Source organism: Halobaculum sp. EA56 (assembly GCF_051195075.1).
Taxonomy (GTDB): Archaea; Halobacteriota; Halobacteria; order Halobacteriales; family Haloferacaceae; genus Halobaculum.
This window is the reverse complement of record NZ_JBNTJX010000014.1, coordinates 33,588-48,295: the sequence shown is the minus strand read 5'-3', so window position 1 is coordinate 48,295 and position 14,708 is coordinate 33,588. Positions and strand designations below refer to the sequence as shown.

The following is a 14,708-nucleotide window of genomic DNA, read 5'->3' as shown; positions in this document are numbered from 1 at the left end:
GCGTGCCGGCCCTTGAACCCCTCGCGGCGGGTCACGCGGGGAACACGTCGGCTCGCCGACGTTCGGGCAAACGCTTATGAGCAACGTGCTACCTTTATCGGGGTTACTGTCGTACGCGGGGACGCATGGCGACCCAACCCTCCGACCCCGAACGCGTCACCGAGCGGTGTACGGACTGCGGCGGGGAAACGACGCACGACGTGCGGGTCGAGATCCGCACGGAGAGCCAGAAGGAGGAGAACGCCGAGTTCTCACGCGAGCCGTACCGGATCACCACCTGCAGCGAGTGTGGTGCCGAGCGCGCCACGCGCATGAACAACGCGTAGACCCACCTGCCTGCACCCGAGACCAACCTGCCTGCACGCGAGACCATCCCGCGCGGCCGACCCGGAGCGGCCCGGGGACCTCCCCGTTCTCGACGACTCGCCCGCCGAACGACCGTCGTTACGCGAACAGCCCCTCGGTCGTCACCTCGACGCCGTCCTCGGTGACGACGAGGGTGTGCTCGGCCTGGCTCACGAGTTCGCCGTCCTGCTCTTTCAGCACGGGATACCCCTTCACCGCGCCCTGGCGGGTGAGCCGCCGGAGCGCCATCTCGTCGCGCGAGGAGTCGAGCCACCGCGCGGCGAACGGGAGCCCGTCGAACGCCTCGGCCTGTTCGAGCGCCCGCCGGGCCGCGCGGTTGCGGGCGGACGCGTCGCCCGTCACCTCGAAGATCTCCTCGTCGTTGCCCTCGCCCACCTTCCCGCGGCCGGTCGTCGCGAACGGCTCGATGGCGACGACCTGCCCGGGCTCCAGTTCCACCGAGCGGTCGACGCCGCGGTTCGGCACGTTCGGCCCGGTGTGGGCGTCGTAGCGCTCGACGCCGTGGCCCGAGAGGTTGTACACGGGGGTGTAGTCGTACGCCTCGATCACGTCCTCGATCTCGGCGCCGATCTCGCCGACCGGTACCCCCGGCCCCGCGGCGTCGACGGCGGCCTCCAGCGCCTGCTCGGCGGCCTCGACCAGTTCGGTCTCGCCGGCGAGGTCGACCGTCACCGCGGCGTCGGCGATGTAGCCGTCGACGTGGACGCCGATGTCGAGACAGACCACGTCGTCGCCGAACTCCGTCGCGTCGTCGCGCTCGGGTGTCGCGTGACTGGCCTCCTCGTCGACGGAGACGTTCACCGGGAACGCGATCCCGGCGCCCTCCTCGCGGATGCGCTCCTCGGCGTACTCGGCGACCTCCAGGTGGGTCGCCCCCGGCTCGACTAGCTCCCGCGTCTCCTCCATCACGGTCGTCAGGACCTCGCCCGCCTCGCGGTACTTCGCCAGCACGTCCTCGTCGAGGGTACTCATGGGAGTCCGTTCGACTGAGCCGGGGAAAGGGATTGCGCAACGCCGGACGGGCCGTCCGCGACCGCTCGGGATCGCCGGTCGTCGGTCGCACCCGTTCACGCCCACGCGACAGGGTCGTTCGGCTGGCACGCAGTGGCCTCCCCCTGTCTACAACCCTCACAGTAGTCCTATTCGGCGGCGTTTTTGTGTCTGCACGACCGTGAACCGTCAATGAGAGCGCCGCGCTTCGGGCCGGAGGTCGCGTCGCAGCACCGCCGCGTCGACGTCGACGAGTGGAACGACGTGTACGTCGTCGGCGATATCCACGGCTGTTCCGAGCCGTTCGATCGGCTGCTGACCGACCTCGGCGTGACCGACGACGACCTCGTCGTCATCGTCGGCGACCTCGTCCGGAAGGGACCCGACAGCGCGGCCGTCGTCGACCGCGTTCGCGGCGCCGACAACCTCCGCTCGGTCCGCGGCAACAACGAGGAGAAGCTCCTCCGCGGCGAGAAGGAGCTCCCCGAGCTGAGCGACGACGACCTCGACTGGATCGCCTCGCTTCCCGTGGCCGTCTCGTGGGCCGGCGAGGGCGCCCGTCCGGGCGCGCTGGTGGTCCACGGCGGCGTCGACCCGCGGCGCCCGCTCGCGGACCACTCGGTCGACGACCTCCAGAACGCGCGGTCGCTCGTCCCTGGCGGGAGCTACGGCGACCGACCGTACTGGTGGGAGGAGTACGCGGGCCCCCACCGGGTGTTTTTCGGCCACACCGTCCTCGCCCGACCGGTCGTCCGGGAGTACGCGGTCGGCCTCGACACCGGCTGCGTGTACGGGGGGGAACTGACCGCCTACGACTGGCGCCGCGACACGCTTCACTCCGTGTCCCCGGACGCGAGTGCCGAGGAGCGTACCGATCGGAAGATCCTGGACCCGCCGTTCCGCGCCGACGGCTCCGAGCCGGCCGCCGCTCCGGTTCCGGGAGAGTCCGACTGACCCGGCACCCGGACCACATCGGTTCTCCGTCCGCCCGTTTCGCCGGGTCACGATCGCCCCGAGTATCACGTCGGTTCCATCCGTATTCGATATCTGATACTACTGAACACGGTTCGGACGTACGGTCTACATAGCCGACAGTACGACTCGATATCGTACTATACGGATATGACGGGAACGCTTACAATTCCGCGAGGAGAGAACTCGGTATCCCGGACGAGATGACCGACCATCCGACTCGCGAGACGGAGACGGACCCGGAGGCTGCCGACGGAGCGACCGACGAGGAGGGCGATGCGACGGACGCGCCGGTCGACGGACCGGCCGACGGGGAGACGGACGGGGAGCCCGCGGAAACCGAGCGGACGCCGCCGACGGCCGGAGGAGACGCCCCGGCGGGGCTCGGGCGGGACGAGACCCTGGCGGCGCTCGCGCGGTCGACCGAGCCGGGGACGGCGGCGCCCCGACCGGGTGAGGACGAGGGAACGGGCGAGTCGCCGGTCCCGTGGGCGACCGTCGGCGCGGAGACGGCCCCGGTCGCCGACGGGCCGGTCGACCCCGACGCCGAGCGCGACGACCCGCGCCTCCAACTGAGCCGGGAGCTCAGCGAACTCTCGTTCCAGCGGCGCGTCCTCCACGAGGCCGAGGACGACCGGAACCCGCTGTTACATCGCGTGCGGTTCCTCGGTCTCACGACGAAGAACATGGACGAGTTCTTCATGAAGCGGGTCGGTGGGCTGAAACAGCAGCTCGCCGCGGGCGTCAGCGAGACGACCCCGGACGGTCGAACCCCGAGAGAGCAGTGGGAGGCGGTCCTCGACCACGCCCGCGACATCTTCGAGCGGCAGTCGCGGTGTTACGCCGACTCGGTCGAGCCCGCGCTCCGCGAGGCGGGGATCCGGATCGAGTCGTGGGACGACCTCTCCGAGCACGAGCGCGAGCGACTGCGCGAGCACTTCGAGCGACAGGTGATGCCGACCCTGACGCCGCTGACGTTCGACCCAGCGCATCCGTTCCCGTTCATTTCGAACCTCTCGCTGTCGGTGGCGGTCATCACCCGCGACGAGGACGGCGCCGAGCGGTTCTCGCGGATCAAGGTCCCGAAGAACCGACCGAGGCTCGTCCCGGTCGACGCGGTGTGTGCCGATCCCGGCGGGAGCGGCACCGCCGACGCCGCGATCGCGGCGGACGACGACGAGCCGACGCGGTACCTCCCGCTCGAACGGCTGATCGAGGCGAACCTCCACGCGCTGTTCCCCGACGCCGAGGTGACCCACTCGTCGACGTTCCGCGTGACGCGCAACGCGGAGGTGCGCCGCAACGAGGAGGTCGCCGAGGGGCTCATCGAGATGATCGAGGACGTCCTCCGACAGCGCCGATTCGCGACCGTCGTCCGGCTGGAGGTCGCCGACGACATGCCCGAGGAGGTACGCGACTTGCTGGTCGAACACCTCGACGTGAGTGAACGGGAGACGTTCGCCCGGCCGGAGCCGCTCGCGCTCGACGGGTTCGACGCCGTCGCCGACCTCGACCGGCCGGACCTCGGGCTCGAACCCTGGACCCCGCAACGACACCCCCGGTTCGACGACGTCGACGCCGACCGCCCCGCGGAGCTGTTCGAGGAACTCCGCCGCGGGGACGTGCTCGTGCACCACCCGTACCACTCCTTCGCCGGGACCGTCCAGTCGTTCCTCGATGCGGCCGCTCACGACCCGGACGTGCTCGCGATCAAGGCCGCCATCTACCGTACGGCGCCGGACTCGAAGGTGATCGGCAGCCTGATCGACGCCGCGAAGAACGGCAAGCAGGTCGCGGTGATGGTCGAGCTGAAGGCGCGTTTCGACGAGGAGAACAACCTCCGGTGGGTCAAGCGGCTGGAGGAGGAGGGGATCCACGTCGCGTACGGCACCATCGGGCTGAAGACGCACTCGAAGGTCGCGCTGGTCGTCCGGGAGGAGGACGGCGACGTGGCCACGTACTCGCACGTCGGCACCGGCAACTACCACTCCGAGACCGCGAAGGGGTACGTCGACCTCGGGCTGTTCACCGCGGAGGAGGCGATCGGCGGCGACCTCGTGAACCTGTTCAACTCCTTCACCACCCACGCGCGCCACCGGGAGTACGACCGCCTGCTCGTCGCCCCGGAGAACCTCCGGGACCGGATGACCGAGCTGATCCGCGGGGAGGCGGAGGTCGCCCGCGGGGGCGGCGACGGCCGGATCGTCGCCAAGATGAACGCCCTGGAGGACCCGGAGATCGTCCGGGAGCTGTACCGGGCCGCGCGCGCCGGGGTCGAGATCGACCTGATCGTCCGCGGGATCTGTCGGCTCCGGCCCGGTATCGACGGGCTCTCAGAGCGCGTGCGCGTCCACAGCGTCGTCGGGCGCTTCCTCGAACACTCCCGGATCTTCTTCTTCGCCAACGGCGAGGGGCGGGGCGATCCGGCGTACTTCGTGGGCTCGGCCGACTGGATGACGCGGAACCTCGACCGCCGGGTCGAGGCCGTCGTCCCCGTCGACGACCCCGAGATCAGGGCGGAGCTGGAGACCGTGCTGGCGACGATGCTCGCCGACAACCGCCGCCGGTGGATCATGCGGTCGGACGGGAGCTACGCTCAACTCGAACCCGCCGACGGCGCACCGGTCCTCGACACCCACGAGCGCCTCGCGGAGCGCGCCCGCCGATCGGCGCCGGAGGGCGACCCACCGTCGTCGAAAAGCGACCCCGGACGCGAGCCGGAGGTCGACCTCGACGAGGTGTACACCGACGTCGGCGACCCGTGACGCCGACGCGGACGGGCCGGTGCGACGGCCGGGGGCGGCTCGGTCACCCCGTCACTCGTCCGACTCCGCACCCGTCCGTGGCCGGCTCGGCGCGAGGACCTCGCCGGCGCCCTCCGGGGGCTCGCTCGGCCCCGCGCTACTCGAACTCCATCGTCCGCCCCAGCAGCACCGCGCTCACGACGATCGCGGCGAACCCGCCGGTGCCGACCGCGAACGCGAGCGGGAACTCCGCGACGAAGGTGACCAGGGCGACGACCGCGCCGACGCCGACCCCGACCGTCAGCGCGTCCGTCGGCTCCGAGATGTCCATGCCGACTCCCGGGGCGCCGAGGACTTCAAGCCTCCCCGGTTCGCGCATCGCGGGCTTTTTGCCAGGTGCGGGGGGAGCGACGGTATGGCCAACCAGCCCCACCTGCTCGTCGACGAGGGAGACGTCCACGAGGTCGCGCTCGTCCCGGGCAACCCCGACCGCGTCGACCGCATCGCCGATCACTGCGAGGAGTCCGAACTCGTCTCCGAGAACCGCGAGTACCGCGTCGTCAACGCCGTCTACGAGGGGGTCGACCTCACGATCTGCTCGACGGGGATCGGTTGCCCCTCGGCGGCCATCGCCGTCGAGGAGCTCCACAACGTCGGCGTCGAGACGGTGATCCGGGTCGGTACCTGCGGCGGCCTCCAGACCGACGTGGAGATCGGCGACATGGTCGTCGCGACCGGCTCCGCCAAGGAGGAGGGGACGAGCAAGCGCTACGAGTCCGAGACGTACCCCGCCGTCCCCGACTACGACACGCTCACCGCGCTCGTCGACGCCGCGGAGGCCAACGACGAGGAAGTGCACGTCGGTCCCATCGTCTCCGACGACGCCTTCTACAACGAGTCAGACGAGTACGTCGCCGACTGGGAGCGGGCCGGCCTGCTCGCGATCGAAATGGAGGCGTCGGCCGTGTTCTCGCTGGCGCGCCGACGCGGCATGAACGCCGGCGCCATCTGCACCGCCGACGGCAACCTCGTCGCCGGAACGCAGAAGGGCGCCGACTCCGAGGAGGAGCTCCCGGAGAAGGCGAAGAACAACGTCGGGCGCGCCATCGACATCGCGCTCGACGCCGTCGCGTCGCTGTAGCGACTCGCACCGATAGCGCCCGAACACCCGCGACCACTGACAGCACGGAACCATGCCCGCCGACGCCGGGTCGGGGCCGGACGCCCCGGCCGACGCCGCCGACGCCAGCGCGGTCCGACGAGTCGCCTCGCGGGTCGGCCAGGCGGTCGGGCGCGCCCGGCGGTGGCTCCGGGGAGTCGAGCGCCGGGAGGCGAGCGAGCTCCGCCGGTGGGTCGAGGACACCGACAACCTCGTCCACCTGTCGGCGCTGGTGTTCGTCCCGCTGCTGGTCGCGGCGGTCACGGCCCTCTCGAACGCGACCCCGCTGTTCTCGTTCCTGCTGTTCCCGCCGCTGGCGTCGGGCACCTACACGCTGTTCTCGGACCCGGAGGGCCGGTACGCCGACCCGGTCCGGTTCGTCCTCGGGCTCACCGGCGGGGCGTCCTGCGGGTGGGTCGCGCTCGGGGTCATCGACCTCGCGCTTCCCGGCTCCGCCGCCCCGGTCAGCCCGGCGGCCGCCGCCTTCGCGATCCTGCTCGCGGGCGCCGTCACGTGGGCGTTCGACGTCGAGGAGCCGGCCGCGTACTCGGCGGCGCTGCTGTCGCTGGCGGCGCCCGGCCGCGCGGAGCTGTACGTCCTGTTCACGCTGATCGCCTCGATCCTGGTCGCGGCCGTCTTCGCCGCGTGGCGGAGCCTGTTCTACGAGCAGCGCGCCTCGCTGCTGTACGGGACCGTCCGCGGCGACGACCACGTGCTCGTCCCGATGCGCGGCGAGCACGCCGCCGCGACCGCGATGTTCGGCGCCCGGCTGGCGGCCGCACACGAGGCCGGGAAGGTCGTCCTGCTCGACGTCGTCGACGACGAAGGGAAGGCGTCGCGGCGGAACGCGTCCCTCGCCGGGGATGACGGCGGTCACGACGACCGGGTCGAGGACGAACGCGACGGTGCCGAACACGACGATCCCGAACACGATGGCGTCGAACGCGACGCCGGGGAGGCGCCGCGGACCGACGCCGCGACCGCCGCGAGCGAACTCGAGGCCCACGCCGAGCGCGTCCGAACCCGGGCCGGCGTGCCCTGCGAGGTCGTGATCGCCGCCGGCGAGGAGACCGCGACCCTCCGGTCGGTGGCGCGGGAGGCGAACTGCGACCTGATCGTGACGCCCTACGAGGAGGAGCTCGGGTTGCTCTCGCCGTTCGTCCGCGCCGTGTTCCGCGGGCCGACCGACGCGGTCGCCCACCGGTCCCGGGACGGCCGCGAGTCCTGGCGCCGCGTGCTGGTGCTCGTCGCCCGCGCGGGCGACTCGGCCCACGCGATGGTCGACTTCGCCGGCCGCCTCGCCGGCGCTGACGGCACCGTCTCCGCGTGTACGTGCATCGACAGCGAGCGGGAACGCCGTCGCGCGGAGGACCGGCTGGCGAACGTCGTCGAGACGGCCGACCGGCCGATCGAGACCCGGGTCGCACGCGCCGACGTGCTGGAGTTCCTCGACGCGAACGCGGACGCGTACGACCTCGTGTTGCTCGGCTCCTCGGCGGACCGCTCTGCCGCCTCGCGGATCGTCTCGCCGCCGACGTTCCGGAAGGTCCGGGACCTCGAGTGCGACGTGGCAGTGGTCGACCGCGCGGACGTGGGGTGAGCGGGACGGGGCGGGCGTCCTGCCCGCTCGGGACCCCGGCCGGCTTATTCGTCCGCGCTCGCCCCGTCCTCCACCAGCCGGTCGGCGACCGCCTCCGTATCCGAGGCCCCGAGCGCCGACTCCACGAGGAGGTGGCCGCCGATGGTCGCCGGGGAGATGACCGTGTTCGCGCCCGCGCGCTTGAGCTTGGTCACGTTCTCGCGCTCGGTCGAGGCGGCGACGATCGACACCTCGGGGTTGAGCTGCCGCGCGGTGAGGATCGCGAGCGCGTCCTCGGCGTCGTTGTTCGTCGCGGCGACGACGGCGCGGGCCGCGCCGATGCGGGCGCGTTCGAGCGGCTCCTCGTCGGAGGGGTCGGCCGTGAGGACGTTCACCTCCCGCTCGCGCAGCAGCCGGCCGACGCTCTCGTCGGGCGTGATGACGACGTAGTCGACGCCGGCCTCGTCCAGTTCTTCGAGTATCGGTTCGGTCAGTTCCCCGTAGCCGAGCACGAGGACGTGGTCTTCGAGGATGTCGAGCGTGTTCTCTGTCATGCGTCCGAGGGCGGTGGTGAGTCTGGCTTCGATCGCCGGGGTGAACAGCACCCCGAGCGCGACCGCGAAGCTGGCGACGTTGAGCACGAGCGAGGAGATGACGAACGCCTTCGCCAGCTGGGTCGCGGGCGTCACGTCGCCGTAGCCGACGGTCGAGGCCGTGACGACCGTGAAGTACAGCGCGTCGGTCGGGGTGGAGACGCTCGGGAAGCCCTCCCGCAGCGCGTAGGTGCCGGCGGTGCCGTACGCGAGCGACCCGACCAGCGCCGCCGTCGCGGCCCACTGAGTCGCGGTGAAGTCGACGGCGCGGTCGAAGGCGCGGCGGTTCGCCGCGACCACGAGCAGCGCGAGCAGCGACAGCACGACCAGCGGGTACGACAGCTCGCTCGCCTGCAACAGCCCCTGCGCGGCCGACAGCGGGAGCAGGACGACCGAGGAGTACCACGCCCCCCGGAGCCCGCGCCGGAGCCCGTACGCCGACAGCAACAGGAGGAAGCCCGTGAGCGCGCCGGTGAACCCCGCCGTCTGGATGATCTCCGGGGGAAGCACGTCGACGAGCGGCCCCCGCGGGGTCGTCGCGATGTTGGCGATCCCGAGCGCGACCGAGACGAACGCGGCGGCGCTGGTGAGCCACACCGCCGCGCGTCCCCCGAACCGGTCACGCCAGCCTGCCATGCAACGTGCCAGCCGACGGACCGATATAAACGGTGCGACCCGGCGCGCCGAACCGCTCGGTCCCCGCCGGCGTCGGTAGGGATTAGTACGCCCGGCGTTAGCGACACCCTATGGTCGCGTCCTCGCTCCCCGTGCAGGTCCTCCTCGGCCTCTATCTTGGCCTGCTAACGGGGGTCGTCCCCGCGCTCGTCGCGTGGACGCTCGGCTTCGTGTTCAAGTACTTCACCGGCGTCTCCATCCCCGGGTTCGGCGTCGTCGTCCTCTCGCTGGCGATCGCGGGGGTGAACGGGGGCCTGCTCGCGCTCAACGACCGGACGATCCGGGACTCCGCCAACGGGACGGCCCTCCTGATCGCGATCGTCGTCGTCCTGATGATCTCGTTGTACGCCCACGCGAAGGGCGACGCGATGGGGTCGTCGCTCCCGAAGCGCCTCACGCTCAGACAGCTCACCGAGCGCACGCTGTCGACGGACGCGATCGACCTCGCGGGCGGGCGCGGTCAGGTCCGCGTCACCGTCGCCGGCGACGTCGCCGACATCGAGGGGTACCCCGCGCTCCCGGCGGACCTGCGCGCGTCGGTCCGGTCGTTCGCGGACGACTTCGACGCCGACCTCCCCCTGAGCGAACTGGAGGCGGCCGTCGCCGAGCGCCTCCGCGCGGAGTTCGACCTCGCGGAGGTGACGGTCCGCCTCGACGAGCGCGGGCACGCGACCGTCGCGGCGGCCCCGCCGCTCGCGGGCGTCTCCGGGCGCGTCCCCGACGGGAAGCGCGCCGTCTCCGTGCCCGCCCTGCTACCCACGGGGCTTGCCCGCGGCGACGAGGTCACGGTCGTGACCGGCGACGGCGAGGCGGTCGACGGGACGGTCGTCGCCGCCCGGACCGACGGCGCGAAGAAGGAGGAAGCGTCCGCCAAGCCGGACGGGGGCGGGGACGGCGACGGGGACGCCGCCGTCCCACGCTCCTCGCCGACGACGGCGGGGGGCGACGGCCGGCTCACCGTCGCGGTCGACCGGGCGGCGGCGACGCGGCTCCTCGGCGCCGACGTGCGACGGGCGGTCGTCCGCTCGCGCGGCACCAGACGCGAGTTCGAGCTGTTGTCGCTGCTGCGGCGGGCCGGCAAGCGGTTCCGGCGGATGGGCGTGCGCGCCGGCGGCGCGCTCGACGGCGTGAGCCTCGGCGAGGCGGCCGTCCGCGACGAGTACGGGGTGGCGGTCCTCGCGGTCCGCGACGGCGCCCGGTGGCGGCTGGCGCCCGACGGCGACGTGGCCCCTTCGGCGGGCGCGGACCTCATCGCCGTCGGGACGCGCGAGGACCTCGACCGGTTCGGGCGCGAGGTGGCGTCGTGAGCCGCACCGGCGCCGGGACGGCCGCGGCCGCGACGGTCGGTCCCGCGGCGCCGCTCCAGTCGGCGGTCGAGTTCCTGGCGGCGGTCGACGCGCCCCGCCTCGTCGGGTTCGCCGTCGCGTCGTTCCTCGTCGCGGCCGCCGGCGCCGCGGCCTACCGCTGGTACGTCAGCGAGCCCGTCCCCCGCGGGCTCACCACCCTGCTCGGGGTTGCGACGGTCGCGGTGTACCTCAACACCGTCGGGCTGTTCTCGACGGTGATCCCCACGGCGGGCGTCGCCACCGCCGACCCGTTCGCGCCGATGACGGTCCTCCGGAACGTCGTCAGCCTGCTGGTCGCCGCCGCCGCCGCGCCGGTCGGTCGACGTGCCGGCGATCGCTTCGCGACGAACGTGACGGCCGTCGCCGGCGGCGAGCGCGTCGAGGGCGACCTCAGCCGCTTCGCGCGGACCGTCGGCCGTATCCGGACGGTCGACCTCCCCGAGGAGATCGCGGACATCGACGGCTACGACCCGGTGGACGACGCGACGAAGGAGCGGCTCGCGGGCGAGACGCTGCTGTTCCCCCGCCGGCTGTCGGACGCGGAACTGCGCGACCGGCTGGTCACCCGGCTGAAGGAGGAGTACGGCGTCGGCCACGTCGACGCCGAGTTCGACGGGGACGACGTGGTCCACCTCGGCGTCGGGCGGCGCGTCGCGGGCATCGGACCGACGCTGGGCCCCGGCGCGTGCGCGGTCGCGGTGCGCGCGGACCCGCCCAACGGGGCCGGCCCGGGGGACGCCGTGCAGGTGTGGCGCCTGCCCGAGCCCTCGCCCGAGACCGACGAGACGGCGCCCGGGACGGACGACGGGGGCGTCGGCGCCCGCGAGGCCGAACGGGTCGCCACGGCGGAACTGCGGGCGACTGCGGGGGACGTGGTGACGCTGGCGGTGGACGAGTCCGACGCGAACGCGTTCGACGCGGACGGCGAGTACCGGTTGCTCACGCTGCCGGCGAGCCCCCGCGCCGACCGCGAGTTCGCGTCGATCCTCCGGGTGTCCGACGAGACGATGGGAGTCGTCACCGTCGGCGCCGCGAGCGCCCTCGACGGCGCGACCGTCGGCGACGTCGACGGGGCGGTCGTCGCCGTCGGCGGGACCGACGGCTCGGTGGAACCGATCCCGGCCCGCGGGCGGCCGCTCTCGGCCGGCGAGACGGTGTATCTCGTCGCCCGCCCGGAGACGCTCCGCGTGTTGGAGCGGCGTGCCGAGGCTGCCGAACCCGGCGGCGACCCCGCCGAACCGGCGGAGACGGAGACGGCGGGGCAGTGACTGACCGGGTCCACGCCGGCGGCGCGACCCGTGGGGGCCGCGTCGCCGCCGGCGCAACGCTCTTGCCCGGGCAACGGGGACCGGTGGGTATGGACTGGAAGCTGTTCGCCGACCTGGCGGAGGCCGCGGGGGAGTCCGAGCCGACGGTCGAGGCCCCCGACGCGGCGACCGTCGGCGAGGCGCTCGACGCCCTGCTGGAGGCGTACCCGGCGCTCGCGACGCGCGTCCTCGACGAGGACGGCTCGCTCAGGGGCCACGTCAACCTCCTCCGGAACGGCCGGGACGTGCGCGAGGCCGAGGGGCTCGACACGCCGGTCGACGACGACGACGAGCTCGCGCTGTTCCCGCCCGTCAGCGGCGGGTGAGCTCCGAAACCGTGGGACGGCGCGACGGATCGAGGGCCTTTCGGAAGCCTTAATTGTGTCCCTGCGGAATCGATGAGTGCGGGAAAAGGCCGGTCGGGTTGGTAGTCTAGTCCGGTTATGACACCTCCTTGACATGGAGGAGGCCGGCGGTTCAAATCCGCCCCAACCCATTCGTTTTAAAAGGGCAAATCGCTCCACGTAGCGACATCCCTTATTACAGCGGGGTGAACCCATGAGTCGCACCGCTTCGTCGGTCGACCTCGACGACCTGACACCGCCGATCTGCGACATCTGTGGCTGCTACATCGAGGAGCCAGGACAGCGGTGTCTCGCCCTCGACGACGGGAGGTGTTCGCCGTGAGCGGAAGCCGGACACCGCCGTCGACCGACGACCACGCCCCCGGCAAGTCGCTCGACGAGTTCCTCTCGACGGTCCGCCAGTAGGACAGGCCCCGAAACGTTCTCCACGATGTATGCAGTACGCATACGCATGAGTACCAGCATCCGAGTGACCGACGAGACGAAGCGGAAACTGTCGAAGTTGAAGCGAGACGACGAGACGTGGGACGAGTTCCTCGCTCGGCTCGCAAACAACGAGGAGCCGATCACCGTCGGCGCGTGGTCCGAGGAGGAGGCGGAGCGTGCGCGTGACGCGGTCGACCGGTCGCGGGAGAGCTTCGAGCGGTGACGTTCCTCGACTCCTCGGTCATCATCGACATGCTCGCGGGCGTCGAGGAGACGGTCGCGTTCGTCGAGGACCAAGGCGGGCCGTACCTCACGTCTACGATCTGCGTGTACGAGGTGCTGGAGGGGAAACTCGGTGCGGGATCGACGGACGTGGCGGCCGCTCGCGAGGACTTCGGCGGTGTGACCGCGCTCGATCTGACCGAGTCGCTCGCGCTCGAAGCGGCTCGGCTTCAGGACCAGCTCCTCGACGACGGGCAGCGCATGGCCGCCCGCGATCTCCTCATCGCCGCGACGGCACGCTCGACCGGCGACCACCTCGTCGTCGCGGATAGCGACTTCCAGACGGACGTGCTGGAGTCGCACCTCACCGTGACCAACTTGCGTGAGTAACGAGCAGCGTTTTACAGAGATACAATCGGTCAAATACCGCGATTCAGTCTTGAGGGTTGGCGCGAATGATTTACCATCACCAAATGCCGCTTGACTGGTATGGTTGATAAGGACCTCTCAAAAATATCGAGCAAGCTTGTATCCAACTACTGAAACAAGGAAAGCGAAGGGTGACTGCTGGGGAAGTCCAATCACACATGTCTGAGCCGATCGAGGCTTGGAGACTTGGATCTTTTCTCACCCTCGGCGTTCCGGACTACGAGGAGATCACGGTGAAGACCGAACGAAAGAGCGGGTCAAATGTTCACCACCTGAGTTGGAAATGAGATTTTACTGAGATACAAGCTGGTGAAATTGTCTATTTGATCTTACAATCCAAGTCGTATTCTGCTGGATCTACTGATGCTCTATCGAATGCCCAACGACCCCAGTCAGTGATAACCCAGCGGTCCTCCAGCCTTTCGCGAGCGACGTAATCCACGAAGCCGGCGTGCGCGAGAACACGGAGCCGGTGATAGACGCGTAGGTGATCTCTCCGATGTCATAGCCGATGGTCCACGCTGTCCCTGCACCCTCTTCTTGGAGTCTTCCCGGATCCGAACCGACCGGGGGCGAACAGACAATTGGTACAAAAGTTGATTCGGCGGGTGATCCTGTCGTGGGACATGCAGATAGTCCGTTCCGCCGTCAAGTCGCTGGGTCTCGAACCGGCGGTCCGTCCCGTCTATCGAGCCGTCCGCCGTTCCCGATACAGGCTCGCCGGCGAGACGTGCGAGGTCGAGGTCGAGGGTGCCCGGGCGGGGTTTCTGATCCCGACCTACAACGAGTGGACGGATCTCAACCCGGTCGAGGAGCGGCCGGTGCTCGCCCGACTGGTCTCCGACCTCCGTCCCGACGACGTCTTCTACGACATCGGCGCCAATATCGGGCTGTATTCGTGTCTCGTGGCCGACGCAGTCTCCGGCCCCGTGTTCGCGTTCGAACCCCATCCGGCCAACGCCGACCGCCTCGAGGAGAACGTCGAACTGAACGGGGCGGAGGTCACCGTGTTCCGGTGTGCGCTCGCCGATTCGACCGGGAGCGCGGAACTGAACGTCACGCTGGACGAGATCGGCTCGGCCGGCCATTCGTTGGTTTCCGACCCGAGCGAGGGGCTCGACAGGGTCACCGTGGAGACGAGACGGGGTGACGAGTTCGTCACCGAGCAGGGTCTCCCTCGACCGACCGTTCTCAAGATCGACGTCGAGGGGGCCGAATCGGCGGTGCTCGACGGGTTGGATTCGACGCTGTCGGACTCCCGTTGCCGGGCGGTGTACTGTGAGACGCACGCCGACCGGCTCGCTTCACAGGGGTCGTCGGTGACGGCCGTCCGTGACGCACTGGCGTCCCACGGGTTCGCCGTCTCGGAACACACCGTCCGACAGGGCAAGGGCGAGACGTTTCTCGTCGGGGAGCGCTCCGTGTCCCCGTCCGCGAACGGGTGACCCGGACAGGTACCCGCCGACGGGGAACTCCGGCGCGTCCGGGCCGGCGGCACGGAGACCCGTCGCCGGCGGTAGCGACGCGGCGATCCG

General features: G+C 70.9%; 16 protein-coding genes and 1 tRNA gene. 14 read left to right on the top strand and 3 right to left on the bottom strand.

The features are described from left to right. The first annotated feature begins 125 nt into the window (after window positions 1-125). Window positions 126-326 (top strand): hypothetical protein, encoded by a 201-nt coding sequence (locus tag ACQUQ1_RS17575; protein ID WP_435065605.1) that lies wholly within the window; start codon window positions 126-128, stop codon window positions 324-326. Window positions 327-444: 118 nt separating this feature from the next. On the opposite strand, the gene map is transcribed toward ACQUQ1_RS17575, so the two are convergent. Further along, on the bottom strand, window positions 445-1,338 hold the full coding sequence (gene map, locus ACQUQ1_RS17570; RefSeq protein ID WP_435065604.1) for a type II methionyl aminopeptidase: 894 nt from the start codon (window positions 1,336-1,338) through the stop codon (window positions 445-447). Between the two features lie 210 nt (window positions 1,339-1,548). On the opposite strand from map, the gene ACQUQ1_RS17565 reads away from it, so the two are divergent. Both ACQUQ1_RS17565 and ppk1 read left to right on the top strand, forming a co-directional pair. Beyond that, entirely contained in the window at window positions 1,549-2,310 is a 762-nt protein-coding gene (locus ACQUQ1_RS17565; protein ID WP_435065603.1) for a metallophosphoesterase family protein, read from the top strand. A 221-nt stretch (window positions 2,311-2,531) separates the two neighbouring features. Continuing rightward, the gene (gene ppk1 / locus ACQUQ1_RS17560) at window positions 2,532-5,093 is read left to right on the top strand and encodes a polyphosphate kinase 1 (RefSeq protein WP_435065602.1); all 2,562 of its coding nucleotides are present in this window, start codon (window positions 2,532-2,534) and stop codon (window positions 5,091-5,093) included. A 136-nt stretch (window positions 5,094-5,229) separates the two neighbouring features. On the opposite strand, the gene ACQUQ1_RS17555 is transcribed toward ppk1, so the two are convergent. Further along, window positions 5,230-5,403: a hypothetical protein gene (locus ACQUQ1_RS17555; protein ID WP_435065601.1), complete on the bottom strand. Its 174-nt coding sequence runs from the start codon at window positions 5,401-5,403 to the stop codon at window positions 5,230-5,232. A gap of 84 nt (window positions 5,404-5,487) precedes the next feature. On the opposite strand from ACQUQ1_RS17555, the gene ACQUQ1_RS17550 reads away from it, so the two are divergent. Both ACQUQ1_RS17550 and ACQUQ1_RS17545 read left to right on the top strand, forming a co-directional pair. Beyond that, window positions 5,488-6,213, top strand: coding sequence for a nucleoside phosphorylase (locus ACQUQ1_RS17550; protein ID WP_435065600.1), 726 nt, complete (start codon window positions 5,488-5,490; stop codon window positions 6,211-6,213). Between the two features lie 52 nt (window positions 6,214-6,265). Beyond that, window positions 6,266-7,831, top strand: coding sequence for a universal stress protein (locus ACQUQ1_RS17545; protein ID WP_435065599.1), 1,566 nt, complete (start codon window positions 6,266-6,268; stop codon window positions 7,829-7,831). Window positions 7,832-7,875: 44 nt separating this feature from the next. Here ACQUQ1_RS17545 and ACQUQ1_RS17540 read toward each other — a convergent pair whose 3' ends face one another. Continuing rightward, window positions 7,876-9,039 (bottom strand): NAD-binding protein, encoded by a 1,164-nt coding sequence (locus ACQUQ1_RS17540; protein WP_435065598.1) that lies wholly within the window; start codon window positions 9,037-9,039, stop codon window positions 7,876-7,878. A gap of 110 nt (window positions 9,040-9,149) precedes the next feature. Here ACQUQ1_RS17540 and ACQUQ1_RS17535 point away from each other — a divergent pair, with 110 nt between their 5' ends. From ACQUQ1_RS17535 to ACQUQ1_RS17495, 9 genes are all read left to right on the top strand, one after another. After that, window positions 9,150-10,385, top strand: a complete 1,236-nt coding sequence (locus tag ACQUQ1_RS17535) for a potassium channel family protein (protein WP_435065597.1) — start codon at window positions 9,150-9,152, stop codon at window positions 10,383-10,385. Beyond that, window positions 10,382-11,692, top strand: a complete 1,311-nt coding sequence (locus ACQUQ1_RS17530) for a potassium transporter TrkA (protein ID WP_435065596.1) — start codon at window positions 10,382-10,384, stop codon at window positions 11,690-11,692. The genes ACQUQ1_RS17535 and ACQUQ1_RS17530 overlap by 4 nt, the downstream gene beginning before the upstream one ends. Before the next feature lie 89 nt (window positions 11,693-11,781). Then, window positions 11,782-12,057 (top strand): ubiquitin-like small modifier protein 1, encoded by a 276-nt coding sequence (locus tag ACQUQ1_RS17525; protein WP_435065595.1) that lies wholly within the window; start codon window positions 11,782-11,784, stop codon window positions 12,055-12,057. Between the two features lie 95 nt (window positions 12,058-12,152). Continuing rightward, window positions 12,153-12,227, top strand: a tRNA-Val gene (locus ACQUQ1_RS17520). Between the two features lie 62 nt (window positions 12,228-12,289). After that, complete coding sequence (locus tag ACQUQ1_RS17515) at window positions 12,290-12,418, top strand: hypothetical protein (protein ID WP_435065594.1); 129 nt, start codon at window positions 12,290-12,292, stop codon at window positions 12,416-12,418. Window positions 12,419-12,547: 129 nt separating this feature from the next. Further along, complete coding sequence (locus ACQUQ1_RS17510; RefSeq protein WP_435065593.1) at window positions 12,548-12,745, top strand: DUF7557 family protein; 198 nt, start codon at window positions 12,548-12,550, stop codon at window positions 12,743-12,745. Next, window positions 12,742-13,134 carry a PIN domain-containing protein gene (locus tag ACQUQ1_RS17505; protein ID WP_435065592.1) on the top strand — a complete coding sequence of 131 codons (393 nt, stop codon included), beginning with the start codon at window positions 12,742-12,744 and terminating at the stop codon, window positions 13,132-13,134. The genes ACQUQ1_RS17510 and ACQUQ1_RS17505 overlap by 4 nt, the downstream gene beginning before the upstream one ends. Before the next feature lie 197 nt (window positions 13,135-13,331). Beyond that, window positions 13,332-13,460: a hypothetical protein gene (locus ACQUQ1_RS17500; RefSeq protein ID WP_435065591.1), complete on the top strand. Its 129-nt coding sequence runs from the start codon at window positions 13,332-13,334 to the stop codon at window positions 13,458-13,460. A gap of 339 nt (window positions 13,461-13,799) precedes the next feature. Next, the gene (locus ACQUQ1_RS17495; protein WP_435065590.1) at window positions 13,800-14,618 is read left to right on the top strand and encodes an FkbM family methyltransferase; all 819 of its coding nucleotides are present in this window, start codon (window positions 13,800-13,802) and stop codon (window positions 14,616-14,618) included. Window positions 14,619-14,708 lie beyond the last annotated feature (90 nt).

Excerpts from the sequence above, each read along its gene's own strand:
- ACQUQ1_RS17565 (WP_435065603.1), top strand. The coding sequence starts at position 1,549 with ATGAGAGCGCCGCGCTTCGGGCCGGAGGTCGCGTCGCAGCACCGCCGC.
- ACQUQ1_RS17525 (WP_435065595.1), top strand. The coding sequence starts at position 11,782 with ATGGACTGGAAGCTGTTCGCCGACCTGGCGGAGGCCGCGGGGGAGTCC.
- ACQUQ1_RS17550 (WP_435065600.1), top strand. The coding sequence starts at position 5,488 with ATGGCCAACCAGCCCCACCTGCTCGTCGACGAGGGAGACGTCCACGAG.
- ACQUQ1_RS17535 (WP_435065597.1), top strand. The coding sequence starts at position 9,150 with ATGGTCGCGTCCTCGCTCCCCGTGCAGGTCCTCCTCGGCCTCTATCTT.
- ACQUQ1_RS17540 (WP_435065598.1), bottom strand. The coding sequence starts at position 9,039 with ATGGCAGGCTGGCGTGACCGGTTCGGGGGACGCGCGGCGGTGTGGCTC.
- ACQUQ1_RS17545 (WP_435065599.1), top strand. The coding sequence starts at position 6,266 with ATGCCCGCCGACGCCGGGTCGGGGCCGGACGCCCCGGCCGACGCCGCC.
- ACQUQ1_RS17495 (WP_435065590.1), top strand. The coding sequence starts at position 13,800 with ATGCAGATAGTCCGTTCCGCCGTCAAGTCGCTGGGTCTCGAACCGGCG.
- ppk1 (WP_435065602.1), top strand. The coding sequence starts at position 2,532 with ATGACCGACCATCCGACTCGCGAGACGGAGACGGACCCGGAGGCTGCC.
- ACQUQ1_RS17515 (WP_435065594.1), top strand. The coding sequence starts at position 12,290 with ATGAGTCGCACCGCTTCGTCGGTCGACCTCGACGACCTGACACCGCCG.
- ACQUQ1_RS17575 (WP_435065605.1), top strand. The coding sequence starts at position 126 with ATGGCGACCCAACCCTCCGACCCCGAACGCGTCACCGAGCGGTGTACG.
- ACQUQ1_RS17500 (WP_435065591.1), top strand. The coding sequence starts at position 13,332 with ATGTCTGAGCCGATCGAGGCTTGGAGACTTGGATCTTTTCTCACCCTC.
- ACQUQ1_RS17555 (WP_435065601.1), bottom strand. The coding sequence starts at position 5,403 with ATGGACATCTCGGAGCCGACGGACGCGCTGACGGTCGGGGTCGGCGTC.
- map (WP_435065604.1), bottom strand. The coding sequence starts at position 1,338 with ATGAGTACCCTCGACGAGGACGTGCTGGCGAAGTACCGCGAGGCGGGC.
- ACQUQ1_RS17510 (WP_435065593.1), top strand. The coding sequence starts at position 12,548 with ATGAGTACCAGCATCCGAGTGACCGACGAGACGAAGCGGAAACTGTCG.